Origin of the sequence: Gulosibacter sp. (assembly GCF_052090685.1) — a bacterium.
Lineage (GTDB): Bacteria > Actinomycetota > Actinomycetes > Actinomycetales > Microbacteriaceae > Gulosibacter.
The window spans coordinates 74,283-99,835 of record NZ_JBQDBE010000012.1; the positions used below are offsets into that span (position 1 = coordinate 74,283).

Sequence of the window (25,553 nt, forward strand, 5' to 3'; positions counted from 1 at the left end):
CGCAGGCCGAGCCGCGCATTGCCTGCAGCGCTCGTGGCTACCGCTCGACCGGCATTGCATACCAGGCCATATCGTGAATCGCGATCGCCCCGGTGCCCTTGCCGTTCCAATCGGGATCGAACCCCGCATCCCGCAAGAAATCCATGAGCTTGCGTCCGACCGCTTCGTCTTCCGCCGTCTTGCCGGCGGCATCAGTCGAGTCGTAGGCGATCTTGCCGTATCGCAGGTGTAGCGTCGCCGGCCCATCGACGAGCGATTCCGTGTCCTGCGCGTGGAAGAACACGTAGCCCGCGGGGACCGGGTTCATCCCGCGAGCGATGTTACGCATATAGGAGTGACCATCGCCGGTGCTGATCCCAAAGTGCTCGCGCGCGAGAAACCCGTACTCCTCAATACGAAAGAACGCTTGTCGCAATTGACCGGACATATCGGCATCCGCGTATCGCGTTGCCCAGCGTTTCCGGAGGTCGTAGGCGCCGCGGATGATGTGCAGTGCCTGCTCGGTGGATAGACCCTCCTCCTCACCAATTTGGACGAGGCCGGATTCGATCATCGCGTAGGACTGGCGATTGTTCGAGTCCCGGGAATTGATCATGAAGTTGACGTGCGACTGCTCTCGTAGCCAGTCGGTGGTGTGGGCGAGCTCTTCCGGATCGAGCCCGTCGGGCTCTGGCGCAGATTCGGCTGCGGGATGAGTCGCGGGTGCAGGCTCTGGCACAGCGTCCTGCGTAGTTTCACTTGCTACGCCGGGATTGGGGTCGGCAGGTTCGTCGCGCTTCCGGCCGCCAAAGAGTCGATCGAAGAATCCCATGCGACCAATTTAGCGAGCGCAGTCCGAGCGAAACTGGATGTCAGCGATGGCTGCCAACGCCAACGCCCACGTCAACACCAACGCTAACGCCAACGCCGTACCTGTTCGACAGAGCGAAGGAAATCGATCAAACCTCAGAATCTACGCGCTCAGCGGTCGAAATCTGTTTCGAAGATCCGCAGATCAAACTGAGTTTTCGCTCAGAACGACGGACACTCCATTCACAATCGTCACAATATTCACAACCGCTCCTACGGTTATCTCCATGCAGGAATTCGGAGGGGCCAGCAGCATCGCACTTGCGCTGGTCGTGTTGCTTGGGGTGGGGATGCTCGCCCCATCTTGGGTGCGCGAGCATAACGCGCGCTCTTCGCAACGCAACGCCATCCGCCTGCAGCAAACGCTTCGCGCCATGGCTTCAACCAGCGAGGTCCCGGAGGTCGTAACCCTCGAAGCGAAAGCTCGCACGGTGCACGCCAAGCGCAAGGAATTGCGCAAGGTGCAGCAGATTGAGGCCGAAGCAGCACGCGCAAAAGCGCGCGCCGAGGCGGAACGCCGGGAGACGGAAGCCAGGTTGGGGATCGCGCAGGCTGAGCAGGAGCTTCGCGAATCACAATTGCGCGCCGAGTCGTGGCGACTTGCGGCCGAGGCGCGCGAAGCCAGACTTGAAGAGGAAAGAAAAGCAGCGGAGGAAGAGATGGCAGACGCGAACGCACGACGGGAAGCTGCGGCACGGGCTCGAGCTGCCGCCGCAGCGGCAGCAGCGCGTGAAGCAGCAGCACGACCCGGGAGCGCATCCGCTGCTGATCGCTGGGCCAATGGCGCATCCGGTGCTGAACGTGCCGTCGAACGTCGCCTCACCGGCGAACAGCCCACGCTCTCCGAGCACAAAAAGGTAACTGCAGCGGCCCGTCGCCGGCGCGGCAGACTGACCGCAACATCCTTTTCCGGGGCGGGACTCATTGCCGCCGTAATTGGGATTGTTGGTCTCACCGCCGGGTGGGGCCTCGCTTTGCTCATTATTGGTGTGGCGGTGCTGACGGTATCGAGTTGGATGCTCGTGCGGATCAACAGCGTGTGGAAAGCTCAGCTCGCGGCTCGAGCGGAGGTGCCGGTAGCTCGGGCAGCGACCGAGCCCGTGGTGCAGGTGGCACCAGAGCCTCAGGATCTGGTCATCTATGACGTGGAGCCGGAGCATGTTGCCGCCGCAGCTGCGCCAGACGACGCATGGACCCCGGTGCCGGTGCCCCGGCCGCTTTATCTTGACCGTGCCCACGCACAGACCCCGCCAGGCGGACCAGACAGTGATGGCCCCAAGGTCACCGATGCCGAGATAATGGAACTCCTTCGCGAAGAAGCTCGGAAGTCAGCGCAGAATATTCGGGATGCACAGGCCGACGTGCCCACGCTGCCCAACCGTGCTGTTGCGGAACCGAACACTCCGGTGCTAAACACCGATACCACGATCGCTGAACTTGACACACCCGAGGCTGAACGCATCCAGCCCATCACGGTGAACTCGGCGAGCGCGTGGTCCGAGATCGGCGACCTCGACGCACTCGTGGGCGAATATGGCGAAGGTGAGCTCGCGAATCTCGATAGCGTGTTGCGCCGTCGCCGCGCAAGCTAGTTCTATGCCGGAGCGCTCCCTTTGACATAGGATGGGGCGCTGTACGTAAAGACGTGCTGATGATTTCCGGGAGACACAGTGGCAAAAGACGAAATGGATAATCCATTCGGCGCGACCGACGACGCTTCGTTGTCGGTACCCACCGGTGTCTTTGACTCCAATGGCCCTGTGAAGTCTCGCACGGGTGCAACGAACGCGCGCGTCGCTAGCGGCGGCGCGTTTGCATCCTGGAAGGCCGCGTCGCGACAAAAGAAAGTCAATGTCATCGCGGCAATTGCTGCTGCGCTCGTGGTATTGCTGGTGCTGCCCACAGTCATCTCGGTGATCGGTATTGGTCGTCGGGATGCATTGCTCGCGCAGGCTGCTGAAGATCAGCAGATCAATATTGTCGTGGTCTCCGAGGAAGTCCTCGAAGCTGAAGACTCGGCATCGGTGGTACTCGGTGCCTACGCGATGTCCTCGGCGTTCACCCCCGAAGACGAGCGAGTTGAATTGCGTTCTCGTCTTGATGAGGTGAGCGAGGCTGTTGCGGAGAACGATGCTTCCGCAACGCAGAATGCAGCAGACCGCTCCCGTGAATACTTCGTCGACACCTATGCTCCGGCCCTGATCGGGAACGTCGATAGTTTGAAAGAAGAGTGGGGCAGCGCGAACTACACCACCGTCACCGAGGTGGATGAAGCGGTTGAGACCATTTCTTCAAACCTCGAGCTCGATCGAATCGACGAGCTCGGTGCAGCAGTAATTGAACTGTCGAACGCGCTCGGTTTGCTTCGTGAAGAGCACTACTCCAACCGCTCGACGTACGTGCCGCCGCCGCGCGATTCGAAGCCGGACAACAGCGATGATGACGTTGTTGAGGATGCGCCTGAAGAAGAGCCTGAGGCCCCGGCCGAGACCGAAGCTCCGCCCGAAGAGGGCGACCCCGAGGGCCCCGGTGCGTCCGAGGGTGATGAGAACGCGGACGCCTCCGGTGCGGAGTCGGACGCCGGTGTCGAGGCAAATGGTGATGCTGACTCCGGCGGTGGCGGTGAAGACGGTGCCGAGGGACCCGGTAACCGGGACGGCGGCGCCGATACCAGTGGTGAGCCACCAGCACCCGAGCCAGAACCCACTTCAGGATTCGGCGGACGCTAGACCGAAAGTTGCATCCCAACGTCATTCTTCGTTGAATTGGTGCGGATGTTGTCGGAAGTTGCTAGATTTACCCGCGAGTGCAGTTGCCACTTGATAAGGGGAAGACATGCGCAGATTCTGGCGAGGGGCGATTGCCACCGCATTAGGCGCTCTGCTCATTGCCTCGGGCGGCACGATCGCTGCCGCCGCTGAGGCTGGACCGCCAGATCTCCCCTTTGATCCGCACGAATACGGTGATCGACAGTGGGTTGGGATGCCCAGCCACACACAGTGCGCGGCCGACGGCACCGGATCGAACGAACTCGTCATCAGTTTTGCGGAGACCTGGACTGGTCCCACTGAAATCGAGATTAAGGCCACGTCTTCGATCTCCGACTCGGCTGCCGATTCGGAAGTGATCTGGGAAGAGACGGCCAAGATCGAGCCGGGAGAATGGGACTCCTTTACCGTGCCTATTGAAGACGGTGGCGTGCGCATTTGGATCGACGAGGCGGGCCTGAACTATAACGGCAACATTGGCAGCGAATGTCAGAGCGCTCCGGTGCAGCCCGACCGCGATGGCAACACAATCGAAATCCCGGACAACGACGACCTACAGTACTACGTCGCGCCGCGGAGTGTGAACGGGGAAGCGGTCCAGGGAAAGTGGGGCACGACCACCTTCTCAGGGTTCTATGCGGGTGAGCAGCTGCTGGAAGAATTTGCCACACCGGTCACCGGTGAAATTGCCATCCCTGAGGAGGGACTGCGCGTATTCGCAACCGGCAAGTACGGCGTGAAGATGCAGTTCTCCTGGACCGACGCCACGGTGTCCGATTGGGAGTTCGACTACGAAACGAGTCCCGAGACGCCGCAGACTCCGGGTACACCCACCCAGGATGGCAACACTGTGACCATCCCCGAGTCGCAGAGCTTCACGTATGAGGATGCGAGTGGCGCAGTGTTGTCTGCGGGCAAGGTTTCGATGACAGGAGATCTCGTTGTCATTGCGGTGCCGAACGAGGACATTGAAATCGCCAAGGGTGCGGTGACGCAGTGGTCCTTTACCTTCAACGCGAAGCCGACGGCAACTCCGCCGCCAACGACACCGCCGACCGGTGCCGGACCGTCTTCAACCGACCTGACCGCCGCAACACGTGGGTATACCCAGGCGCCAACGGAGGCTGCCGCGGGAGATCCAATCACGGTGACCGTGGGCGATATGTTCGCGGGTGAAGAGGTCAACATCATCGTTTTTTCGACGCCACGTGACCTCGGCACATTTATGGTGAGTGAAAAGGGCACGGTCCTGGTAACCATGCCGGATGACCTCGAGCCCGGTTCGCATCGGATTGCCATTTATGAGCTCAGCGGTGAGGTCATTGGCTGGGATCCGATTGTCGTCACACCGCGGGCTGGTCCACCGAGCGAAACACACACGGCCTCCGAATCGCTGGTCGATAGTGGTGTCGCGGTGCCGATCGGTACCGTTGCGATGGCGGCGCTATTGCTTGCCGCGGGCATCGGGGCTTTCTTGGTCGAGCACCGACGAGACCGAGAAACTGAAGCCTAGGGCCTGCGAAGTCAGGGACACCGGGTTTGGCAATACCCGACCGCTCCCACCTGCGCTGGATGCTACGTCCGCCGGGAGTGCGCAATTGCGCTTGATCAGTAGGGCAAACCGTGTCGAATTGTTAGGCTCACAATTCGAACTATCGTTGTGGTGAGGAAGCAGAACAGTCGTGGATAACCCGGAATGGCACCAGCGTCGCCAGCCTCCTCATGATGGCCAACACTCAGGCGACTACGACGGTCAGCAGGGCGACTACGGCTCGTACGGCGGCGAACACGGCCAGGATTATTCCGGCCAGCACGTCTACGGAGGACAACCCTACGACGGCCAGGGCTACGACGACCAGGGCTACGACGGTCAGCAACACGTTTTCTTTGACCCGAACCAAGGGCAACAATCATATGACGCGCAGGACCAAACGCCCTCGCAGCCGCCGTATGAACACGACGCGGCCGTGGCGAACCAGTCTCTAGGACAGGGAACTGCGCATCCATTTGAGGAACAGGATGAGGCGCCCGAAGAAGAACCTCCTAAGCGCCGCGGCGTCATCTGGCTGGTATCGATCTTGGCGGTGGTGTTGGTCGCCGTGGTGGTGGGCGGTTTCGTGTTTTTCAATAACACGAATGAGACCGTGGACAGCGTCTTCAACTTCGAGGCCAATGAGCGAGGCCCTAAGTCCACGACTGGCGGAAAGCTCAATGTTCCGCAGGTGAACGATCCCGCCGAATCAGTTCGGGAGTACCTCACGCATATCGAAGAGGGCGACTCGGCCGGTGCGAGCCAATACGTTGACCCGGGCACATCCCTCGCGGACAACGATGTGCTTGCTACGGAAGCTCTCGACAGCGCACAAACAAAGATCCGTGTGGTGTCTACCGAAACCATTGACGAGCAGGATGGCGATGCGAGCGTCCGGGCGACGATGTCGCTCGAGGGCGCTGAGTTCGAGCACATCTTCACACTGGCACTGGTCGATACCCAGCAGGATGGCGAAACGGTCAAAACCTGGCGCATCGATGATCCCTTGGTCACGCCGGTGGAAGTGGCTACCGATGGTGTTCAGGCGCTGCAAATCGGTGATTTTGAAGCGGGAGTCGGGAATTCCGCGGGCTCAACATCCGTGTACTTGTATCCCGGAATCTACTCGTTCTCGGTGAATGCGGGGGAGTACTTCTCGGCGACGGGCAATCAAAACGTTCGCGTGACGACCCCCTCGGATGCGCCTGATGCCCTAGTTTTCTCGGTTGAACCCAATGACAGCTTCGAACAAGCCGTACTTGAGCAAGTGCAGGACCGCATCTACACGTGCACTCAGGTGCCGGGCAACATGGATGAAGAGTGCCCGTCAATAACGAAGAACACCGCGCTCGAGGAACTCACGGTTGTCGAGCAGGCCAGTGGCTTCCAGAGCTTCACCGGTACTTCGTTCGTCTCGAGCTCAGCCACGATCGGAGTCGTTGATTCTGCCACCGACTCCAATCCGAGCCCGTCACAACGCACGAGCACGTTCAACGTGTACGGCGACATCACGATCGTGGATGGCACACCGCAGGTGACAAATCTCCGTTCGTACTAGCGAGCCACGTTAAGCGCTGGTCACTCTGGTGACCAGCGCTTTTTTCTTGTGGCGCAACTGGTGTACATAGATAATTCAGGAATCGGGTAATGAATTGCACGGATTACAAATGAAATGCTTTGGGTTGCCAATAACGGCGATACTTTTATGCGTATTGCACGCCAACATGTGAATTCGCACCATTAATTCTTTATTTTCGACGCAGTTGCAATGTCATTTTTGGTGAATTGGATTGCCGTGCGCGCAGTGTGGTTATGTTTCAGTTTCCTAACCGAATCGCTGCGCGCAGATCAAACGCACCGGGTTCCAATTTGAGTATTGTGGGGGACATCGCCCCGCGCTCTGGGGCTGTTTATAGCCAATGATCAGCCATTAATGGCTGAGCTTCGAGGGGGCCTGGTTCGAATGAGCCCAAAATTGTCGATTAATCAAAGATCGCAGGGATACAGGGCGTTCGCCGGTTTTATTCGTTCTTCGCCACAGATCTTCATTGACGTCCTTGCCTGGATAGTCGCGTTTATTGCGGTACAGTCCCTTATTCTTGACTTTGAAATTGCCAGAATCTCATGGGGTTCAATGGTTTGGATTTTCCTTTTCGTGGGACTCCTGCAATTTGGCTTCGGCTGGCTAGGATTTCTCTACCGTGGGAGATATTGGTATGGCTCGTTTGAAGAAGCGCGATCGCTGAGTCAAGCCGTCTTGATGGCCGGAGTATCGATTTCCATTATCGTGATTCTGTCTGGTCAGTGGCTTGAAATACCTCGGAGTTCTGGACTCGCCGCAATCCCGTTTGCACTGCTGCTCATGTTGGGCGTTCGATACTTGCGGCGCCTCATTACCCAGGCACGACAGCTCCCCAAGGGTGCTTGCGAACCCACGCTGATCTATGGCGCAGGGGAGCTTGGCTCACTGCTTGCCCGGCGGATGCTCTCTGACACTCGAGCCGAGTACTTCCCGGTGGGATTTGTCGATGACGACCCGAACAAACGCAATTTGCAGCTGCACTCCGTCCGGGTGCTCGGTTCTATTGATGACCTCTCGCCCATCGTCGAGCAATCCAAAGCCACGGTAATCGTGGTGGCCTTCGGCGAAGCAGAACCGGAACAATTCCGCAGTCTGCAGCAGGCCGCCGAGGAACTCGGGCTTCGTGTCAAGGTCATGCCGTCGCTCAATATGATGCTGCAACACGGCGCCCATCCCGGAGATCTACGCGATATCTCTATAGAAGACCTCCTCGGTCGCGCTCCCAATGACACCGGCGTTGAGAGTGTTGCCGGATACCTCAAGGGTCGTCGCGTGCTCGTGACCGGAGCGGGCGGCTCGATTGGTTCGGAGTTGTGTGCGCAAATAGTGAAATTCGCGCCCGCTGAATTGATCATGCTCGACCGCGATGAAACCGGGCTGCAGCAAACACAAATCGCGATCGCTGGTCACGGCCTGCTCGACACCAAAGACGTTGTACTCGCCGATATTCGTGACGCGGAAGCAATCAAGGAACTCTTCGCCAGGAGGGCTCCGGAGGTCGTGTTTCACGCGGCGGCATTGAAACACCTCCCAATGCTCGAGCAGTATCCCGATGAAGCGTGGAAATCGAATGTCATCGGTACCTTCAACGTGCTGGAAGCGGCGCGTCTCGCGGGGGTCAATACCTTCATAAATATTTCCACCGACAAAGCGGCGAATCCCTCGAGCGTCCTCGGGTATTCGAAACGTCTCGCCGAGAAACTCACAGCCTGGTACGGCGACCACACAAAACAGCGGTATCTGTCGGTGCGGTTCGGCAACGTCATTGGTAGCCGCGGCTCAATGCTTCCCACGTTTACCAAACTGATTGAGCAGGGCGGTCCGGTTACCGTGACGCATCCGGATGTCACCCGGTATTTTATGACGATCCCTGAAGCCTGCCAGCTCGTCATGCAGGCCGGTGGTATCGGCGGTGCCGGGGAAGTGCTCATTTTAGACATGGGCGAACCGGTCAACATTCTCGCGATCGCGAAACGAATGATAGCCATGTCCGGTAAGGACATCGAAATTGTCTTTACCGGCTTACGTGAGGGTGAAAAGCTCCACGAAGAACTGGTCGAAGAACAAGAATCGGTCAGCAACCCGTTTCATCCGAAAATCGCACACGCGAATGCCGGCCTCCTGGCACCGGCAGATCTCGAGCAGCGCGAGTGGGACATCTTAATGAAGCGGCGCTCGGGATCCATTCCGGTTGAAGAGCTCATCGGGCAGCACGCGAAAAGTGGAGTTGCGGGATGACACTCAACGCAGTGCCTCGGCATTCAACAGCGCAGCAGCGGAGCTTCGCGCCTGCAGGCCACAACACCGCGGGGAGCGCGCACTCGCCCGTGTACCTCTCCGCACCCGATACCGGGGTTCTTGAAGAGCAAGCCGTGATTCGAGCAATGCGCTCCGGTTGGGTTGCCCCGGCAGGACCGGAGTTAGACGCATTCGAGCAAGAGATGGCGGATCGCGTCGGCGTCTCGTATGCGGTCGCACTCAGTTCGGGCACGGCCGCGCTTCACCTGGGTCTTCTCTGCCTCGGAGTGGAACCGGGGGATGTCGTGCTCACCTCAACACTGACCTTTGCTGCCACTGCCAACGCAATTGTGTATTCGGGAGCGGAACCGTACTTCATTGACGTTCTCCCAGAAACGGGCAATCTCGACCCAGAATTGCTGGAGCAGGCACTCGCTGCCTTGAGCGATCAGGGCGAGCGAGTCGCGGCCATTGTGCCCGTGGACCTGCTTGGGAAAGCCGCCGATTATCACGAAATCGAGCGGATTGCCGAACGCTACCGCGTGCCGGTGCTTGCCGATGCTGCCGAGTCCTTGGGAGCAACGCATCGCGGGCGGCCTGCTGGCAGCTTTGGTCAGGCCGCGATCCTGTCCTTTAACGGCAACAAGATCATGACCACCTCCGGCGGCGGAATGCTGTTGACGAACGACGAAGACCTCGCACAATCGGTGCGCTACCTCTCGACGCAAGCCCGGCAGCCTTCCCTGCACTATGAGCATCACGACATTGGGTTCAACTACCGGCTCAGTAATGTCCTTGCGGCGCTCGGGCGCGCACAGCTGCTTCGGCTTGACGAGATTCTCGCGAAGCGTCGCGAGATTCGCGAACGGTACCGGGCGCTCGTGGCGACGATCCCAGGTATCTCCATTTTTGGTGGGGATGCGGATAGTGAGGACAACTGTTGGCTCACGTCGCTGGTTATCGACGAAACCAAAACCACCGGTGGGTGGAACGCATCCGAGCTGAGTGACGCATTGAATGCGCAATCGATCGAATGCCGACCGCTGTGGAAGCCCATGCACTTACAACCCGTGTTTGAAGGCCACCGTGGCGTCATCACTGGCGTCGCCGAGCAATTGTTTTGGCGTGGCCTCACCGTTCCGAGCGGCTCCTCGATGACCTCCGAGCAATTCGGTCGAGTTATCAGCACAATCACCGATTTCTTGGCGGTTCGATCATGACCAACCTCAATATCTTGATTGCTTCCGGCGGCCGACGCACCTACCTCGTGCGCTGGTTTCAAGAGGCGCTCGTCCGCAACGGGGTTTCCGGTCGCGTCGTTCTGGCCGATATGGACCCATTCGCTCCGGCACGAGCAATCGCGGATGAGTTTGTGCGGGCTCCAGCCGTGCGAGATGCGAATTATCGCACCTGGCTCGCGAGGACGCTGCGCGACCACAGCATCACTCTGGCGGTGAGCGTCAACGATTTTGAGCTGTCGTGTTGGGCACAATTACCGCGAGAGGATAGTGATTTCGACCCGCTCGTGCGGCTCGCAGCCAATGTCCACCGCGTCGTTGAAGACAAGCTCATGACTGCCGCGCTGCTCGAAGACAACGACGTGCTCAGTCCCGTCACGCTCCTCGCTAAGGATGCAATGAAATTGTCCGCGCGCGAGCTCGCGTGGCTATTCTCTACCGAAGATATCGTCGTGAAAGGCCGCTATGGGAGCGGCTCGCGCGGTCTCCAGTGCGCGACGGTAGAGGAACTCCGTTGGGCCGTCGCCAAGGCACGAAACGACGTAACCGATCGCGATGGCGCCACACCGGAAGACCCGGAAATTGCGGACGAACTCATCGTGGTGCAGCCGCGCATCCACGGCCAAGAATTTGGCGTTGATGTCATTAGCGACTTCGACGGCGGCCATGTCGCGACGTTGCCGCGAAAAAAGCTCGCCATGCGGTTTGGCGAAACCGACCGTGCCGAAACACAAGATACAACGCAGTTCGCCTTGCTCGGCGAGCAGGTGAGCCGTGCGCTCGATCACCGTGGGCTCATCGATCTCGATCTCATGCGTGATGAGCAAGGCAATCAGTGGGTTATTGATGTCAACCCGCGGTTTGGCGGCGGCTATCCGTTCTCGCACGCTGCTGGTGCGCACGTTCCCGCCGCGTACGTGGCGTGGGCGCTCGGACGCGGACACGAAGCGGAGTGGGTCGAAAGCGTGGCCGGAATCGTCGCATCCAAGTACATCGAAGTGATGCCGGTACCGACCGCCGTGACAGCCACTGCCGTCCCAAGAATTCCGGTCCTAACAAAACGAGCCCTCACGAGCGAGGAGAAGACCGCATGAATCCCCAACCTCGTGCCAGCAACATCCTGGAACACACGACGCCCAGTAGCGCCCTCGCAACGTAGGAATGCCATGACTGTTATCGAACGCACCACGCAGCCAGTGCCGGCGCTGCCAACGCACCCGACCTCACATTCGGGCCCCGTCCCATTTACGCACGTATCCGACCGGGAGGCAGCTGCCGGCGGGGCAGCAACCGCCAGCAAACGCATCCTGATCGTGAGTCAATATCTCTGGCCAGAAGCGCAGACCCTCCCCGACGATCTTGCCCGTGAACTGACCGCGCGGGGCCACCGGGTGCGGATCATTACCGGATTCCCGAACTACCCGGAAGGAAAGATCCACGCGGGCTATCGACAGCGCTGGCGGATGATGGAGCGACGCCAGGGATCTCGAGTATTGCGAGTGCCACTGGTCATCGACCACTCGCAGTCCAGGCTGCGCCGGACGTTGAATTACGCAACCTTTGCGGTCTCGGCGGCGTCCGCCCGAGGCTTCGCGCAGGGTGCCGATGTCGTATATGTCTACGCGCCGCAGATGACTCCCGCATTTGGGCCCTGGCTGTGGCGGATGCTTGGCGGCGCGCCGTACGTTCTTCACGTCCAGGATCTGTGGCCGGACTCCATTGTCGGTTCGTCAATGGTGGGTGGCGGTCGTGTTGGCAATGCGATTGCCGCAGCGCTCGCACCGTGGTTGCACCGGGTGTATAGCCAAGCGGCGGGGGTCGTCGCGATTGCGCCCACCATGGTGCGCATGCTGCGCGAGCGCGGGGTACCCGCGGAACGGACGCACCTGGTCTATAACTGGGCCGAAATAGAACCGGATGCGAACGCGAGCGACAGCGCCGGTCCGAGTGCGGTGGTGCCGCACAAGGATGCGCGAAGTCGGTTCATCTTCGGCGGAAATACCGGCGAAATGCAGGATCTTGAGACTCTCGTGCGAGCGGCACATGCCTGCCGCAAGGACGATCTCGAAGTGCTCATTGTCGGCGACGGAGTGGCACTTCCGCGGATCCGCCAGCTCGCGGCCGAACTCGGTGCAGCCAACGTGAAATTTACCGGTCAGGTGTCGAGCGAAGACATGCCGTACTTCTACCAATCGAGCGACTTCGGGCTCGTCACATTGAAAGATTTGCCGATTTTTCACGGCACCATCCCCTCCAAATTGCAGGCCGTTCTGGCTGCAGGACTGCCGGTGGTGAGCACGGTGCGCGGTGACGTGCGATCGATTGTGGCGGACAACCGCATCGGCTTCGTCGCGGAACCGGAAGATCCCGAATCGCTCGCGAACGCGCTGAGGCAGGCCGCATCCCTCACCGACAGCGAACGCGCAGCGCTGGCCGACCGGGCCCGCACGACCTATCGCGAGCAATTCACGATTGCTTCCGCGGTCGACAAAATGGAACGCATCCTCGTTACGGCCGCTGCTCAAAAGCCGTCCAGTATCGCAAGAAAATGGAGTAAGTCATGACCGATTCCTACGAGGGCAAAGTGGTGTTGATCACCGGCGGCACCGGATCATTTGGCCACACCGTTACCAAGAAACTGCTCGATCGCGATGTTGCCGAAATTCGCGTCTTTAGTCGCGATGAAGCGAAACAGGACCTCATGCGCTACGAACTCGGTGACAAGCGTGTGCGGTTTTACGTGGGCGACGTGCGCGACTACGACAGTGTGTTCCGAGCCACTCGCGACGTGAACTACGTGTTTCACGCAGCCGCCCTCAAACAGGTGCCATCCTGCGAATTCTTCCCGATGGAAGCGGTACGCACCAACGTGATCGGCAGCGACAACGTGGTGCGTGCGTCCGACATGAACGGTGTGCAATCGGTCGTGTGCCTCAGCACGGACAAAGCCGTCTACCCCGTAAACGCGATGGGTGAGACGAAAGCGTTGATGGAGAAAATTGCGCATTCCCACGGACTCAATAATCCGAATACCGACACGACCGTCTCGTGTGTGCGCTACGGCAATGTGATGTATTCGCGGGGTTCGGTGATCCCGCTGTTTATCAACCAAATGAAGCAGGGCAAAAACATTACCGTCACGAACCCCGACATGACCCGCTTCATGATGTCGCTCGAGAGCTCAGTCGACCTCGTCGAATTCGCGTTCCAGCACGCGCGTCAGGGCGACCTGTTCATTCGTAAGGCGGCATCCTGCACGATTCATGATCTGGCTCAGGCGCTGCTCAACCTGTTCCGCTCCACCTCAAGCATTGAGATCATCGGTACCCGGCATGCAGAAAAAGTGTCGGAAGCACTCGCGACCCGCGAAGAACTCGCGCGCGCTGAGGACCTTGGTGAGTATTTCCGCATCGTCGCCGATAATCGAGATCTTAACTACAGCATTTATTTCGATGAAGGTGATCGGTGCCAAACCATGTTCGAGGATTACGACTCGCACACCGTTGAACGCATGAGTGTCGCCGAGGTCGAGGCGCTGCTCTTGACGCTGCCCGAGATCCGCCACGAACTCGCGCTCGCAAGTCTCACCGACCCGATTACGGGTGAAGTCCCCGTGATCGATGCAGGATGGCACACGAATGCTCCGGTGACGACGACATGACCAAAATTGCGCTGTCGGGCGGGAACGGGTTCCTCGGCTGGCACGTGCGAGCCGCCCTGCGAGAGCGTGGCATCGACAGCGACCAAATTGCGGTCGGTCAGGGGTTCGAACTCGCCGAAGCGACCGCGACGCTCGACGGCGCCGAGCGGTTCGTGCACCTCGCGGGCGTGAACCGCGCCGAAGAGGATGAGGTCCGCGACGGAAATCGTCACTTTGCGGAGCAGCTCGCGCGGGCCATACAGCACGCCGCATCGCCGCCACAGACCGTCGTGTACGCGAATTCAATTCAAGCCGGCAATGGCACGGCCTATGGGGATGCGAAAGAAGCCGCGGCGCGCATCCTGGCACGTGCCTGCGCTGCGGCCGGTTGTGAGTTCATTGATGTCCATTTGCCGAATCTCTTTGGCGAACACGGAAGACCGTTTTATAACTCGGTCACCGCGACCTTCGCGTATTTGCTCGCCGGCCGAAGCGAACCGACTGTCGAGGTGGATCGCGAACTGACGCTGCTGCACGCGCAAAACGCCGCTGATTTGCTGCTCGGGACGGGCGAACTTGAGCGGCAATCCGAACTCGAGGAACACGAGACCGTGGTCGGGCTCTTGCATCGGCTCACCGATATCTCGACGACCTATCGCAGTGGCGAAATTCCAGACCTTGACTCGGCATTTTCGCGTGACCTCTTCAACACCTACCGTTCCTTCGTGCATCCGGAGAATACTCCGACCCCGATTACGCAGCATTCGGATGCGCGCGGCGCGTTTTTCGAGATTGTGAGGGCACACGGCGGGACCGGGCAAACTTCGCTATCGACCACGAATCCGGGAATTACCCGCGGGGAGCACTTTCACCGACGCAAGGTAGAACGCTTCACGGTGATCGAAGGCGAAGCGATCATTCGGCTGCGAAAACTCTTCTCCATCGACGTGCACGAATATCACGTCTCGGGCCGCACACCGGTGTCGATCGATATGCCGACGATGTGGACACACAACATCACCAATGTTGGCGATGAGACACTCTTCACAACCTTCTGGACGAACGATATTTTCGATCCAACCAGCCCGGATACGATCGCGGAAGCAGTGTGACATGGTCGAACGACTTCGAGTAATGACGGTGGTGGGGACCAGGCCCGAGATCATTCGGTTGTCCGCGACGATCAAGCTCCTTGATGAGCACACCGATCACATACTGGTACACACCGGGCAAAACTACGATTACGAACTCAACGAAGTGTTCTTTGAAGACCTCGGATTGCGTCGGCCCGACCACTTCCTCGGGGCGGATACGTCCTCGCTCGGAGCTTCGCTTGGATCGATCCTGCAGAAAACCGAGGTCGTGCTGCTGGAAGAGAAACCCGATGCGTTTCTTGTGCTCGGTGACACCAATAGCTGCATTTCGGCGGTGATCGCGAAGCGGATGCGCGTGCCCGTCTTTCACATGGAAGCTGGCAACCGCTCGTTTGATGACAACGTGCCCGAGGAGACGAACCGTCGCCTCGTCGACCACGTGGCCGACTATAACCTCGTGTATACCGAGCATGCGCGCCGCAATTTGCTGGCGGAGGGCATCCACTCGTCACGAATCTTGCTGACCGGGTCACCGATGCGCGAGGTGCTCGAACAGAACCTCACCGAGATCAATGCGAGCGACGTCCTTGATCGCCAGGGGCTCACGCCAAACGGGTACTTCCTCGTAAGTCTTCACCGTGAAGAGAACGTTGATCTGCAGGGTCGTTTGCGTGAGGCACTCGATTCTTTACACGCGATCCGCGAGGAGTACGGTTTGCCGATCCTGGTATCGACCCATCCTCGGACGCGCAAGCGCCTCGAAGTGCTCGAGTCACAAGCAAAAGACGGCATCACGTTTCATGCGCCCTTCGGCTTTCACGATTACATCAAGCTGCAGCTGGAAGCGAAGCTCGTGCTTTCGGACAGCGGGACGATCAGCGAAGAGTCCTCAATCCTGGGTTTTCCGGCGGTCACGATGCGTGACTTCATCGAGCGACCGGAGTCCTTGGACTCGGGCGTGATCGTGACGACCGGTCTCGCACCCGGACCGGTACTCGAAGGGGTGAGGTTTGCACTCGCCCAAGCGGGCGCCCCGAGGATAGCGCCGGCCGAATACGAGATCGACAACACCTCGACGCGAGCGGTGTCGTTCATACTTTCGACGGCACACAGCCACGTGCGCAGACTCGGGCTGCTGCGAGGGAGTTGGGGCGTGTAACTTCGCGCGTGCTCGGGTCGGTGTCCGGGCCAGTATGAGCGCTAGATTTCTGGGTGAGCTGACGGATCCGTTCGAGTGGCCGTGCCGGCCGCGTGTGCCGTGCCGGCAGCTCTCTTCTGCGCAATCAGCACGAGTAGTGCGATGATCAACCACGAAATTGTCGAGACACGATTCGCGGTGAGCGGCGCGAATCCGAGCCCGGCACCCACCGTGAGTACTGCGAATAGGAACGCGAAGATCCGTTCGCGCCCGGCGAGCCGCCACGAGAGCCAGAACAACCCCGCCAGCACCGCAAGCTGGCAAAGTAACCCGACTATGCCACCGACGACGAGGGCTTCGGCGATGAATCCGTCGTAGGGTGCCTGCCAGCCACTTGCGCCGACACCGCTGATGGGGTTGACCCGCAGCGCTTCGGCAACCACGGTATTGAACATTGAGTCTTCGGTGAAGCGACCCGCGCTGTAGAGATCAAGCAAACCACCGTCCTGGGTCTCGAACAGTCGCCCGAGGTACTCGGCACCGGTCCAATTTGCGAGTATCCCTGACATTAAAATGGTGAAGATCATCGTGACAAGCCCTACGAGCAACGTCAGTTTCCGGTGGCCACGCTGACTCCAGATCCAGTAAATTAACACGATCGGCAGCGCTCCGAGAACGAAAATCTTGGACACGCTCAGTAACCCACCCAGCGAAATTAACGTGATGAGGAGCAGCTGCCACAGCATCCGGTGCCGCCACGCGTAAACAGTCGCGAGGCCCGCAATGCCGTAGAGCGCTCCCGCTTCCGCTGGCTGGTTGAAGATACCCGTATACCGGCCCATTTGTTCGGAATTCGCCGCGACATAGAACTCGCCGGACCCACCCCAGAACGGTTGCAGTATCGGCGAAAGCTCAAGCCACGTCGACATGATCGCGAGGGCGCCGTTGAATGCCATGGCTACCGCGACGATCTTGAGCACGAGTAAAAACATTGATTCGGCGTCGTCGATCGGTATCGCAGCCCAAATGAGGAGCATGATCACAAGCGGCAACAGCACATTATCGAGACCGGCAAGCACGCTGCCGCTCGCGAACGCTGCGGAGACCCGTGTTGGGGCAGCGATTCCGACCAAGGAGATGAGCACGTAGGCGATCCACGGCAGCATGAACGCGAGACCCATGCTCGGTACCGAGCGCCGCAGAATCAACGGCGTGAGCAGCAGCACGAATCCGTAGACCGCGAGTTGTTCCGTGCGGATATTGGCCGAAAGATACGGTCCAAAGGTGGCGATGTTGATGATCGCAATGAGCGCCTTGGAGGTGGGGGAGGCGGTTCTCGCGGCCAGCGCAGGCCCGGTGGCCGGTTGGGTGTTTGGCTGAGAGCTGCGAAGCTGGGATGGGTTAGTCATCCTTGCCCCCAACCGTGACCTCCGAGCCGGAGGGTTTTACGGGGAAGAGCGAAACCACCGAAAAACGCGGACTGACTTTTCGCAACTGCAACAGCATGACGGCCGTAATGATCGCTTCGGTAATGACCACGGCGATCGCGACACCGATGCCACCGAGCCACAGCACGACGGGCAGGATGTACACGATGTGCGCGACTAATCCGGCGCCAACACCGATCGTGGAGCGGCGTGCATGGCCGGCCGCCTGTAAGAGCGTTTCGGCCCAGCTCGCAATCGCCACTAGCGGAAGTGCGAGCGCGAGGACTCGGACGATATCGCCCGCGAGTTCGTATCCTGGTCCGAGATACCAGTGCAGCACTGCTGGTCCGAAAATCACGCAGAATACGGTTGCCGCGCTCATCACGGTTAACGTGGACCAGAACAGGATGCGTGAAAGCCTGGCTGAGGCGGGTTGGTCGTGTTCGTTGAGCGATCGAACGAGGCGCGGAAATACTGCCTGTTGGATGGGGTCGGCCGGCATGCGTGCCGCGAGCGTGAGTTTGTCGGCACCGGTGTAATTCGCGACGGATGCGGGCCCGGCGATCGCGCCGAGAATCACGGTATTGAGTGCGGTGTAGATATTGAAAAAGACGTTATTGAGAAATGGTGCAAGCCCGTCCGCGAGCGTGAAGTGGAAACTTGCTCTGGTGACGAGTCGCTTTCGCGTATAGAAGCCCTTGACGCCGAACCGGATTACGGCGTAGATTCCAGCCGGAATGACCCAGAAGACCTGGGTGAAAAATGCGAGCAGCGTGTCTTCCGGAGTGCGCACGAGCAGCGCGAGAATCCCGACCATGAGCAGGCGAGACGCGACCTCGACCACGGCCCCCTCTTTGAGCATCCGCAGTCCCTGAAACGCCCAGCTCGGGAAGAATGCGCCGATGAGGATCGAGACAATCGAAGCGAGCACCATGATCTGCAGCCGCCAGGGGATCTGGACGAAGATGAGCGTTACCAGAAATCCAAGGAGTGCGATCGCGGCAAGTATCAGTTGGTAGGTGAGCACGTTTTGGATCGTGCGTTGAATAGTCGTGCGGTCGCCGTCTGCGAGCGCGACTTGGCGATTTGCACTGATGAGGAATCCGTACATGCTCGCGGTGGCGAGTAGCGAGTACACCGCGAGGCCGATGGCCACTTCGCCGTAGCCCGCGGGGCCGAGCGCGCGCGACATCACCGGGATCGCGATGAGGGGAACTCCGGTACCGATGACTCTGAGCGCAAACAGCGCGGTGGTATCTGAGGTCAGGCTCGGACCCGGCTTGGAGCCGGTTCCGGATCGCGGAGTGGAAGATGCCATGGCGGGAGTCGGAATGTAGCGTCGCGTTAGCGTGCGGCCGGGAGCGGTTCGCGGATGAGATCGAACACGTGCGGGCCCTTGTCTTCATTGCGCCAGCGTTCGTACGCTTGGCCGGCATCGCGAGACGCTTCGAGCCAACCCGCTTCGCCGCGGGTGTGAAAAGCACGCATTGCTGCCGCCCACTGGTCCACTTCGCGCGGTTCGATGACCGTGCCGCCGCCGCTTGCCAAGGTTTCTGTCCACGGCGTGTTTTTGCCACAGAACACGGGCGAGGATTGCGAGAGTGCTTCGGCAATGACGTGTCCGAAATTTTCCGTGACTGTGGGCAAGAGCGTCGCGTCGGCTGACTGCAATGCATGCAAGGCACGCTCGCGGTCCACCGCGCCGTGCATTGTTACCGTGACGTGTGGTGGTAGCGCGTCGAGCAGTGCGGCGCACCTTGCCTCGTAGGCTGCATCCTCATACCCGCCGTAGACGTCCAGGGACACCGGCTCGTCCAGCTGTTGGAGCGCTGCCAAGACAATGTGCAGACCCTTGTTTTCGACAAGGCGGCTCAAAAATACGAAGCGGCACGGGCCGGGTTGCCGCGGCGATCGCACGTGCGCGGTGATTGGGAGCGAGGTTTCATTTTCTTTTACAACAATGCGAACGTTGTTCCCGAATTCACGCCTGATCTCATTTGCCTCAATTTCGGTTGAAGCGTGCCAAATAACTCCGTGGTGCAGTCGAAAGAATTTATACATGCGAATAAATGCGCGCTTCTTACCGGATTTAATGGCCAGTGCACCGGAATGCAACTCGCCACGTGGTGCGAGCATGAAGGTGGCGTTATGCCACTGTCCCAGCTTTCGCAGGATTTGCGGAAGAACCGAGAATTCCGAATCAAAGAAACTGTTAATATAAACTAATTCCGGGTGATGGTGTTTAATTACCGCGCGTTGTGCCTTCAAGATCGGTAATAGCCTCGGTGTCGCGTACCAGACCGTGGTGCCGTAGGCTGCTTGCCACCGGTTGGGATGCTTGGTCAATGGTGAGTTGTCGCCGAGGTCGGCGTTGAGACATACGACTCGTGCGTCTGTCTCGTCAGTCGCCGCGTGAAGGAGCGCAACCAGCGTTTGAATAGGCCCACCGCCGCGATACGCGGGTGGGAAAAATGGGGTGAGTACGGCAACGCGTCGTGTTGTCGAGCGCGCATCTGCAATGCCAGGCATATTGTTTCCTTCAACGTCGAGATTGCGAGAATCTCCATACTTTTTACAATACCGAAATATTCGCTGATGGAAAGGTATTTGCTGCGAAAGCGGCGCTAAGATTTGTGGTACGAGCAGAGATCGAACAAAAGCGTTTATTTCAGCTGCTGTTCCACGATGAGGTGTTTGCATGGCATTACGGATATTGACTGTCTGCACGGGGAATATATGTCGCTCCCCAATTGCGCAACGGCTATTGCAGCAGCAGCTTCCTATCGCCGGGCTGACCGTGCTGAGTGTCGGTGTGCGCGCGATCGAGGGGCAGCCAATGACCGAATCCGGGCTCGAAGTCGCGCGGCGAGTGGGCGTCGAAGAGCCCGAATCGCACCGCGCTCGACAGCTTCGGGCGCAAGACGTGACTGCGGCAGACCTCATCCTGACACTTGACCGGACGCACCGCCGACGAGTCGCAAAACTCGTGCCGAACGCGAGCCGGCGGACCTTTACCGTGCGTGAATTTGGGGCGCTCGTGACGAGCATGTCCATCCTGAAAGTAAGGAGCTCGGTTGCTGATCAGCCGTATCCGGCAACGGCGGCACTCCAACTTGCGCTCTTGAAGCGCGGGATGCAGCCGCGACCGCAACATCAGGAGGACTATGACGTGATTGATCCTTACGGTCGCGCTTTCGAGGTGTACGAGCAAGCCGCGGGCGAACTCGTGCCCGCGATAGAAATGATCACCGGATACTTCACCGATGCAGTCGACTGGCGATAATCGACGTCCGCGGCTGCACCTCTGGCCCGCATTTGCGTTCGGCATCGTGGGGATCACAGTGCTCTGGATCGCGGCGGGGGTGTACTTCCTGCGCTTCCCACCGGTTGAGGAAGAGCCCGTGCAGGCGGACGCTATTGTCATCCTGGGCCCGGCTGATCCACTTCGTACAACAACGGCCACGCAATTGATCCGGCAGGGATACAGCGATGTCTTGGTCGTGTCCGTGTGGGAACCACCCGGCGAGCGACCCGCGCACCTTGGCATGTGCGACCATCCGGCGGAATATGAGGTGCACTGTTTTTCTCCGGATCCGAACGAGACTCGGGGCGAAGCACAAGCCTTTGGCCAACTCGCTGAAGAACACGGTTGGGAATCTGTCCTGATAGTGACCATGCGTACGCACATGATGCGTGCCGAGTTGTATTTCGCTCGGTGCTTCGACGGCGAGATCGCGATGGTCAATGACGACATTGATCGGCCGACTGAGTATGTGTTGAGTCAGTTCTTTTATGAGACCGGCGCGTTCGCCAAATTCGCGCTTATTTCATCGTGCTGACCAGCACAAATTGCTCTACCGTGCACGGTTTGACACCGCTCTAGGCCTGCTGCGCCGGGTAGCATTTTTTGATACTGAGTTTTTACTAATCCCTGGAAACACAACGATGCGTGGAAGGCGGCACCGTGGAACTGCGCGAAGTATTGAACATTCTGCGAAAACACTGGCTGCTAATCGTGTCGTTGAGTGTCGTAGGCGTACTGGCCGGCCTCGGTCTTGCGCTCGTGACGCCCCCAAAGTATGAGGCCACAACACAGCTCTACGTGTCGGTACGCACGAGCGAGGCGACCGCGACCAGTGACCTGGTCCAGGGTACGAGCTTCGCTAGGGATGCGGTGATCAGCTATGTTGACGTCGTCCCGAGCGCAATCGTCCTCGATCGAGTCGTCGAGGACCTCGACTTGGACATGACGAGTACGGAGCTCGCGGAGCAAGTGGTCACGAGTTCCCCCTCGGACTCGGTGCTCTTGAACATACTCGTGACTGACGAAGACCCGGACCAGGCTGCCGAAATCGCCAATGCGATCGGCACGGTATTCATCGATGTCGCGGTCAATGAACTCGAACAGACGGATGCGGGCAATGAAAGTCGCGTCTTGGTCAAAACCATTCAGCCCGCGATCGCAGATCCCGCACCGGTGAGCCCGAATTTGCGGCTGAATCTCGTGCTGGGGCTTGTGCTCGGACTCATGGTAGGGATCGCGATCGCGGTATTGCGCACGCTGCTTGATAACCGCATCCACTCCGTTGCCGACGTCAAGGGGGTTACCGAAACCCCGATCCTCGGCGGGATCTCCAAGGCCTCGGAATCGACGACAAAACCGCTCATCGTGCATGATGATCCGAGGAGTCCCAAGGCAGAAGCGTTCCGAGGTATTCGCACCAACCTGCAGTTCTTGAATTATGACGGAGCTCGTCGGTTCGTGATAACGAGCCCGGGGCCGGGGGAGGGCAAGACGACCACGGCCGCAAACCTCGCGATTACGCTTGCCGATGCCGGTGCCTCGGTCGCACTCGTGGACGGAGACCTGAGGCGGCCGATGGTGGCGACCATGATGGGTCTCGAAGGAGCCGTCGGCCTCACCGATGTCCTGATTGGCTCGATTGAGCTGGAAGATGTTTTGCAGCCCTGGGGTGTTGACGGGCTGACGGTGCTTCCTGCCGGACGAATTCCACCGAATCCAAGCGAGTTGCTCGGTTCAGAATCGATGGAACTGGTCATCAACACGCTCAGTGAATCATTCGACTACGTGCTCATTGATGCGCCGCCGCTACTCGCCGTGGCCGATGCCGCGGTACTTTCGCGGCACGCAACCGGTGCGATCCTCATCGCCGCTGCGAGACAGACCACGCGGCAAGAATTGACCGGCGCGATTGAACGGTTGGATGCGGTGGACAGTCGCCTACTCGGCATCATCCTCACCAAGGTGCAGGGCCGAGGTCGCAGCGGGTACGGCTATGGCACGTATGGCTACGCCTACGAACAGGACTCCGAAGTAGGCGAGGACGCTCCTATTGCACACGAGAAGGTCAAGGATCCGGTCGACGCACTCATACTGAGTAAGAAGACCCGCAAACGACAGGTGACCAGTGCATCCGCATCTTCGGTGGTGTCGGCGCAGAGCGAATTCGATTCGCTGCTCTCCGATGAGCCCGTTGCGCAGCGACCCACCGTCGCGGCACGTCGGACCCGCTGACGCGCCTTTCGAGCGCGACCTGCGAGCGAGCGAAATCTGTCGCTGAAGTTGCCGCTCGAGTCGTGCGGCATCGCGCGGGAGTCGCGCGACCTATACCGGGAAGTGCTCAGGAAAACCGCCTGAAATTCTCAATTTGCTAAGCTAGCCCAGCCACTCGCGGACATCGCGGGTAGAGGGTTGCCGTAATCGCCCCTCCGAAGGCATCGAACTAGTTGGCCATGCGAACTACTGACCGAGAGTGTTCAGCACGAACACTTGGGGCCGGTAATTGGCGATGGCAACGCACTGTCAACACACGACGCTGTCCGAAAGGAAATGCACTCCGGGTTGCTCGCGCACGCACCATCGCGCTGCAGTAATCCAGGTTAGTTCGCCTCAATCCCGCCTGAGCAGAGAAAGGTTCCAATGCCACCCGCACGGCAGATTCAACTCCGTCCGCGTCACATCGTCTGGTACTCAACGAAGAAACCACACTTCAACGCACCCACTTAGCGCACTCGCTTCTGTCCCCGGGCCCTCGTGGCCTCAATTCAGAATCGAAAGTGAGTACTTAGGTGGAGAACCTGCAACAACTCTCGGGTCCCGTCGTGGTGACCCTCATGCTCCTGTTCTTTGGAGCGAGCCTGTACATGTCCATCCGCATCTCCAAGAAGCGGGAGAACGCCGACGGGTACATGACCGGTGGCGGCAAGATCGGCTACGGCATTTCTGCGGCATCGATGACCGCGACCTGGATCTGGGCGGCGTCAATGTACGCGTCCGCCACGTCTGGCTACACCTACGGTGTGTCCGGCCCCATTCACTATGGGCTCTGGGGTGCCCTCATGATTCTCATGATCTACCCCTTCGGCCGGCGAATCCGAAAAGTCGCGCCGCGCGCGCACACGATCGCGGAGGTCATGTTTGCGCGGCACGGCCGCTCGAGCCAGCTCATGCTCGCCGGGTCGAACATCCTCGGCAGCGTCATTAGCCTCACCTCGAATCTCATCGCTGGTGGTGCGCTGATCTCCATGCTGTCGCCGTTCACCTTCAGCCAGGGAATCATCGGCATTGCGGCGGGCGTGCTGCTCTATACGATTTGGTCGGGATTCCGCGCATCCGTCCTCACCGACTTCATGCAGGTGATCCTGATGCTCGGGGCAGTGATCATCATTATTCCGGTGGTGTTCTTCGCCGCAGGTGGCCCGGAACTCTTCGAGACGGGCAAACAAAACCTCACTCCACAGCAGCAGAATTTCTTCTCTTCGGACGCGTTCTTCAACCAGGGTGCGCCCTATATCGCGGCGGTGCTCGCATATGCGATCGGTAATCAGACGATCGCGCAGCGCCTCTTTGCGGTGCAGGAAAAGTACATCAAGAAGACCTTCGTTACCGCGACGATCGGGTACGGCGCGACGATTATCGGCATCGGGATGCTCGGTGTGATCGCCCTCTACGCGGGTATCCAGCCCATGGGCGGCGATGTGAATAACCTGATTCCGCAGATGGCGGCGACTTACCTGCCGCCGGTGCTGCTCGGGGTGTTCTTCGTGATGATCATCGGTTCACTCTCCTCGACCGCCGATGCTGACCTCACGGCGCTCGCGTCGATCATGATGACGGATGTCTATGGCCAGAACATTGCGGGCAAGAAGAACGCCAACCCGCGGGTCATGGTGATGATTGGCCGGATCACGATGATCGTTGCGATCGGAGCTGGATTGTTCTTTGCGGGATCGCAAGTGAATATCCTTGACCTGCTCGTGTTCGTGGGCGCGCTGTGGGGTGCGCTGGTGTTCCCGGTGATCGCGAGCTTCTACTGGAACCGCGTGACCAACGTGGCGTTCACCGCAGCAGTACTCACCGCACTCGCGTTCTTCTTGCCGGTGCGCTTCGAGTGGATCGCACTCACCGGTGGTGTCGCAATCATCTCCGACGTACTGGCAACCCTCGGTGCTGGCGTGGTGGTTGGGCTCATGCTCTTCGGCTTCATCGGGAAGCGTTGGGCAATCATCATCGCGTCGATCGGTACGATCGCGGTCGCACCGTTCGCGATCGGCTTCCTGCACACCTATCCCATCCTGTCGGCATCGCTCATTGCCTATTCGGTATCGACGATCGTTTGCGTGGCGATCACCGTCATGAGCAAGAAGGAACCGTTCGACTTCGCGCTTATCGCTGAGCGAACTGGTGACTTCGACACGAGTGACACCGAGGTAGTACCTGCGGCGGTGAATGCACCGAAGCAGGTGGATGCCTCGGTATCGACCCACCTCGAGGCGAATCGGGATGCCGACCGCGGCGCTACGGATCGAAACGCCGTTCGGGCAGCTCGAGGCAAAGCATCTGATTCGAATGACCTTGAAGGGAGGGCGTAATGGAGACCTTTCTCATGACCGCCTATGTAATGGTGTGGCCCGTGATTGTCGCGGGCACGCTCGCAGTGATCGTCGGAGCGTTCGTGCGCGACTGGTGGAAGGCGCGCAAGGAAGGCCGCGACATCATTTAGCGGGGAATATTGCGGGGGAGTGGG

The 25,553-nt window shown here is 59.4% G+C and carries 20 protein-coding genes; 16 read left to right on the top strand and 4 right to left on the bottom strand.

The genetic code is table 11. The annotated features are described in order from the left end of the window. Positions 1-37: 37 nt before the first annotated feature. Positions 38-811, bottom strand: a complete 774-nt coding sequence (locus ACTHXA_RS09520; protein ID WP_441671725.1) for a DUF6891 domain-containing protein — start codon at positions 809-811, stop codon at positions 38-40. A gap of 265 nt (positions 812-1,076) precedes the next feature. On the opposite strand from ACTHXA_RS09520, the gene ACTHXA_RS09525 reads away from it, so the two are divergent. The 11 genes from ACTHXA_RS09525 (at position 1,077) to wecB (ending at position 16,099) form a co-directional block, all read left to right on the top strand. Beyond that, positions 1,077-2,441: a hypothetical protein gene (locus ACTHXA_RS09525; protein ID WP_441671727.1), complete on the top strand. Its 1,365-nt coding sequence runs from the start codon at positions 1,077-1,079 to the stop codon at positions 2,439-2,441. Positions 2,442-2,519: 78 nt separating this feature from the next. Continuing rightward, on the top strand, positions 2,520-3,578 hold the full coding sequence (locus ACTHXA_RS09530) for a hypothetical protein (protein ID WP_441671729.1): 1,059 nt from the start codon (positions 2,520-2,522) through the stop codon (positions 3,576-3,578). A 106-nt stretch (positions 3,579-3,684) separates the two neighbouring features. After that, on the top strand, positions 3,685-5,130 hold the full coding sequence (locus tag ACTHXA_RS09535) for a hypothetical protein (RefSeq protein ID WP_441671731.1): 1,446 nt from the start codon (positions 3,685-3,687) through the stop codon (positions 5,128-5,130). 169 nt (positions 5,131-5,299) lie between these two features. Then, complete coding sequence (locus ACTHXA_RS09540) at positions 5,300-6,706, top strand: hypothetical protein (RefSeq protein ID WP_441671733.1); 1,407 nt, start codon at positions 5,300-5,302, stop codon at positions 6,704-6,706. 702 nt (positions 6,707-7,408) lie between these two features. Beyond that, positions 7,409-8,968: a polysaccharide biosynthesis protein gene (locus tag ACTHXA_RS09545; protein ID WP_441671735.1), complete on the top strand. Its 1,560-nt coding sequence runs from the start codon at positions 7,409-7,411 to the stop codon at positions 8,966-8,968. Further along, complete coding sequence (locus ACTHXA_RS09550; protein WP_441671737.1) at positions 8,965-10,188, top strand: DegT/DnrJ/EryC1/StrS family aminotransferase; 1,224 nt, start codon at positions 8,965-8,967, stop codon at positions 10,186-10,188. The genes ACTHXA_RS09545 and ACTHXA_RS09550 overlap by 4 nt, the downstream gene beginning before the upstream one ends. Then, positions 10,185-11,300, top strand: coding sequence for an ATP-grasp domain-containing protein (locus tag ACTHXA_RS09555; RefSeq protein ID WP_441671739.1), 1,116 nt, complete (start codon positions 10,185-10,187; stop codon positions 11,298-11,300). Before ACTHXA_RS09550 ends, ACTHXA_RS09555 begins: the two co-directional genes overlap by 4 nt. 72 nt (positions 11,301-11,372) lie before the next feature. Continuing rightward, a complete protein-coding gene (locus tag ACTHXA_RS09560; protein WP_441671741.1) occupies positions 11,373-12,770 on the top strand; it encodes a glycosyltransferase family 4 protein in 1,398 nt (465 codons plus the stop codon). Then, the gene (locus tag ACTHXA_RS09565; protein WP_441671743.1) at positions 12,767-13,867 is read left to right on the top strand and encodes a polysaccharide biosynthesis protein; all 1,101 of its coding nucleotides are present in this window, start codon (positions 12,767-12,769) and stop codon (positions 13,865-13,867) included. The genes ACTHXA_RS09560 and ACTHXA_RS09565 overlap by 4 nt, the downstream gene beginning before the upstream one ends. Beyond that, positions 13,864-14,958 carry a polysaccharide biosynthesis C-terminal domain-containing protein gene (locus ACTHXA_RS09570; RefSeq protein WP_441671745.1) on the top strand — a complete coding sequence of 365 codons (1,095 nt, stop codon included), beginning with the start codon at positions 13,864-13,866 and terminating at the stop codon, positions 14,956-14,958. Before ACTHXA_RS09565 ends, ACTHXA_RS09570 begins: the two co-directional genes overlap by 4 nt. A 1-nt stretch (position 14,959) precedes the next feature. After that, positions 14,960-16,099, top strand: coding sequence for a non-hydrolyzing UDP-N-acetylglucosamine 2-epimerase (gene wecB / locus ACTHXA_RS09575; RefSeq protein WP_441671747.1), 1,140 nt, complete (start codon positions 14,960-14,962; stop codon positions 16,097-16,099). A gap of 41 nt (positions 16,100-16,140) precedes the next feature. Here wecB and ACTHXA_RS09580 read toward each other — a convergent pair whose 3' ends face one another. The 3 genes from ACTHXA_RS09580 to ACTHXA_RS09590 are packed head-to-tail and all read right to left on the bottom strand — an operon-like array spanning position 16,141 to position 20,034. After that, complete coding sequence (locus ACTHXA_RS09580) at positions 16,141-17,487, bottom strand: O-antigen ligase family protein (protein WP_441671749.1); 1,347 nt, start codon at positions 17,485-17,487, stop codon at positions 16,141-16,143. Next, positions 17,480-18,823 (bottom strand): flippase, encoded by a 1,344-nt coding sequence (locus tag ACTHXA_RS09585; protein ID WP_441671751.1) that lies wholly within the window; start codon positions 18,821-18,823, stop codon positions 17,480-17,482. Before ACTHXA_RS09585 ends, ACTHXA_RS09580 begins: the two co-directional genes overlap by 8 nt. A 26-nt stretch (positions 18,824-18,849) precedes the next feature. After that, the gene (locus ACTHXA_RS09590) at positions 18,850-20,034 is read right to left on the bottom strand and encodes a glycosyltransferase family 4 protein (protein WP_441671753.1); all 1,185 of its coding nucleotides are present in this window, start codon (positions 20,032-20,034) and stop codon (positions 18,850-18,852) included. A 169-nt stretch (positions 20,035-20,203) separates the two neighbouring features. Between ACTHXA_RS09590 and ACTHXA_RS09595 the strand changes: the two genes are divergently transcribed. From ACTHXA_RS09595 to ACTHXA_RS09615, 5 genes are all read left to right on the top strand, one after another. After that, complete coding sequence (locus ACTHXA_RS09595) at positions 20,204-20,788, top strand: arsenate reductase/protein-tyrosine-phosphatase family protein (RefSeq protein WP_441671755.1); 585 nt, start codon at positions 20,204-20,206, stop codon at positions 20,786-20,788. Beyond that, the gene (locus ACTHXA_RS09600) at positions 20,769-21,344 is read left to right on the top strand and encodes a YdcF family protein (protein WP_441671757.1); all 576 of its coding nucleotides are present in this window, start codon (positions 20,769-20,771) and stop codon (positions 21,342-21,344) included. The genes ACTHXA_RS09595 and ACTHXA_RS09600 overlap by 20 nt, the downstream gene beginning before the upstream one ends. A 125-nt stretch (positions 21,345-21,469) precedes the next feature. Beyond that, positions 21,470-23,041 (top strand): polysaccharide biosynthesis tyrosine autokinase, encoded by a 1,572-nt coding sequence (locus ACTHXA_RS09605; protein ID WP_441671759.1) that lies wholly within the window; start codon positions 21,470-21,472, stop codon positions 23,039-23,041. A gap of 599 nt (positions 23,042-23,640) precedes the next feature. Continuing rightward, positions 23,641-25,398, top strand: a complete 1,758-nt coding sequence (locus ACTHXA_RS09610; protein WP_441671801.1) for a sodium:solute symporter family protein — start codon at positions 23,641-23,643, stop codon at positions 25,396-25,398. Then, the gene (locus tag ACTHXA_RS09615; protein WP_441671761.1) at positions 25,398-25,529 is read left to right on the top strand and encodes a putative transporter small subunit; all 132 of its coding nucleotides are present in this window, start codon (positions 25,398-25,400) and stop codon (positions 25,527-25,529) included. The genes ACTHXA_RS09610 and ACTHXA_RS09615 overlap by 1 nt, the downstream gene beginning before the upstream one ends. The last annotated feature ends 24 nt before the right edge of the window (positions 25,530-25,553 follow it).

Coding starts and splice junctions, on each gene's coding strand:
- ACTHXA_RS09590 (WP_441671753.1), bottom strand. CDS start 20,034: ATGCCTGGCATTGCAGATGCGCGCTCGACAACACGACGCGTTGCCGTA.
- ACTHXA_RS09560 (WP_441671741.1), top strand. CDS start 11,373: ATGACTGTTATCGAACGCACCACGCAGCCAGTGCCGGCGCTGCCAACG.
- ACTHXA_RS09550 (WP_441671737.1), top strand. CDS start 8,965: ATGACACTCAACGCAGTGCCTCGGCATTCAACAGCGCAGCAGCGGAGC.
- ACTHXA_RS09595 (WP_441671755.1), top strand. CDS start 20,204: ATGGCATTACGGATATTGACTGTCTGCACGGGGAATATATGTCGCTCC.
- wecB (WP_441671747.1), top strand. CDS start 14,960: ATGGTCGAACGACTTCGAGTAATGACGGTGGTGGGGACCAGGCCCGAG.
- ACTHXA_RS09535 (WP_441671731.1), top strand. CDS start 3,685: ATGCGCAGATTCTGGCGAGGGGCGATTGCCACCGCATTAGGCGCTCTG.
- ACTHXA_RS09610 (WP_441671801.1), top strand. CDS start 23,641: ATGCTCCTGTTCTTTGGAGCGAGCCTGTACATGTCCATCCGCATCTCC.
- ACTHXA_RS09600 (WP_441671757.1), top strand. CDS start 20,769: ATGCAGTCGACTGGCGATAATCGACGTCCGCGGCTGCACCTCTGGCCC.
- ACTHXA_RS09585 (WP_441671751.1), bottom strand. CDS start 18,823: ATGGCATCTTCCACTCCGCGATCCGGAACCGGCTCCAAGCCGGGTCCG.
- ACTHXA_RS09520 (WP_441671725.1), bottom strand. CDS start 811: ATGGGATTCTTCGATCGACTCTTTGGCGGCCGGAAGCGCGACGAACCT.
- ACTHXA_RS09525 (WP_441671727.1), top strand. CDS start 1,077: ATGCAGGAATTCGGAGGGGCCAGCAGCATCGCACTTGCGCTGGTCGTG.
- ACTHXA_RS09580 (WP_441671749.1), bottom strand. CDS start 17,487: ATGACTAACCCATCCCAGCTTCGCAGCTCTCAGCCAAACACCCAACCG.
- ACTHXA_RS09545 (WP_441671735.1), top strand. CDS start 7,409: ATGGCCGGAGTATCGATTTCCATTATCGTGATTCTGTCTGGTCAGTGG.
- ACTHXA_RS09615 (WP_441671761.1), top strand. CDS start 25,398: ATGGAGACCTTTCTCATGACCGCCTATGTAATGGTGTGGCCCGTGATT.
- ACTHXA_RS09570 (WP_441671745.1), top strand. CDS start 13,864: ATGACCAAAATTGCGCTGTCGGGCGGGAACGGGTTCCTCGGCTGGCAC.
- ACTHXA_RS09555 (WP_441671739.1), top strand. CDS start 10,185: ATGACCAACCTCAATATCTTGATTGCTTCCGGCGGCCGACGCACCTAC.
- ACTHXA_RS09565 (WP_441671743.1), top strand. CDS start 12,767: ATGACCGATTCCTACGAGGGCAAAGTGGTGTTGATCACCGGCGGCACC.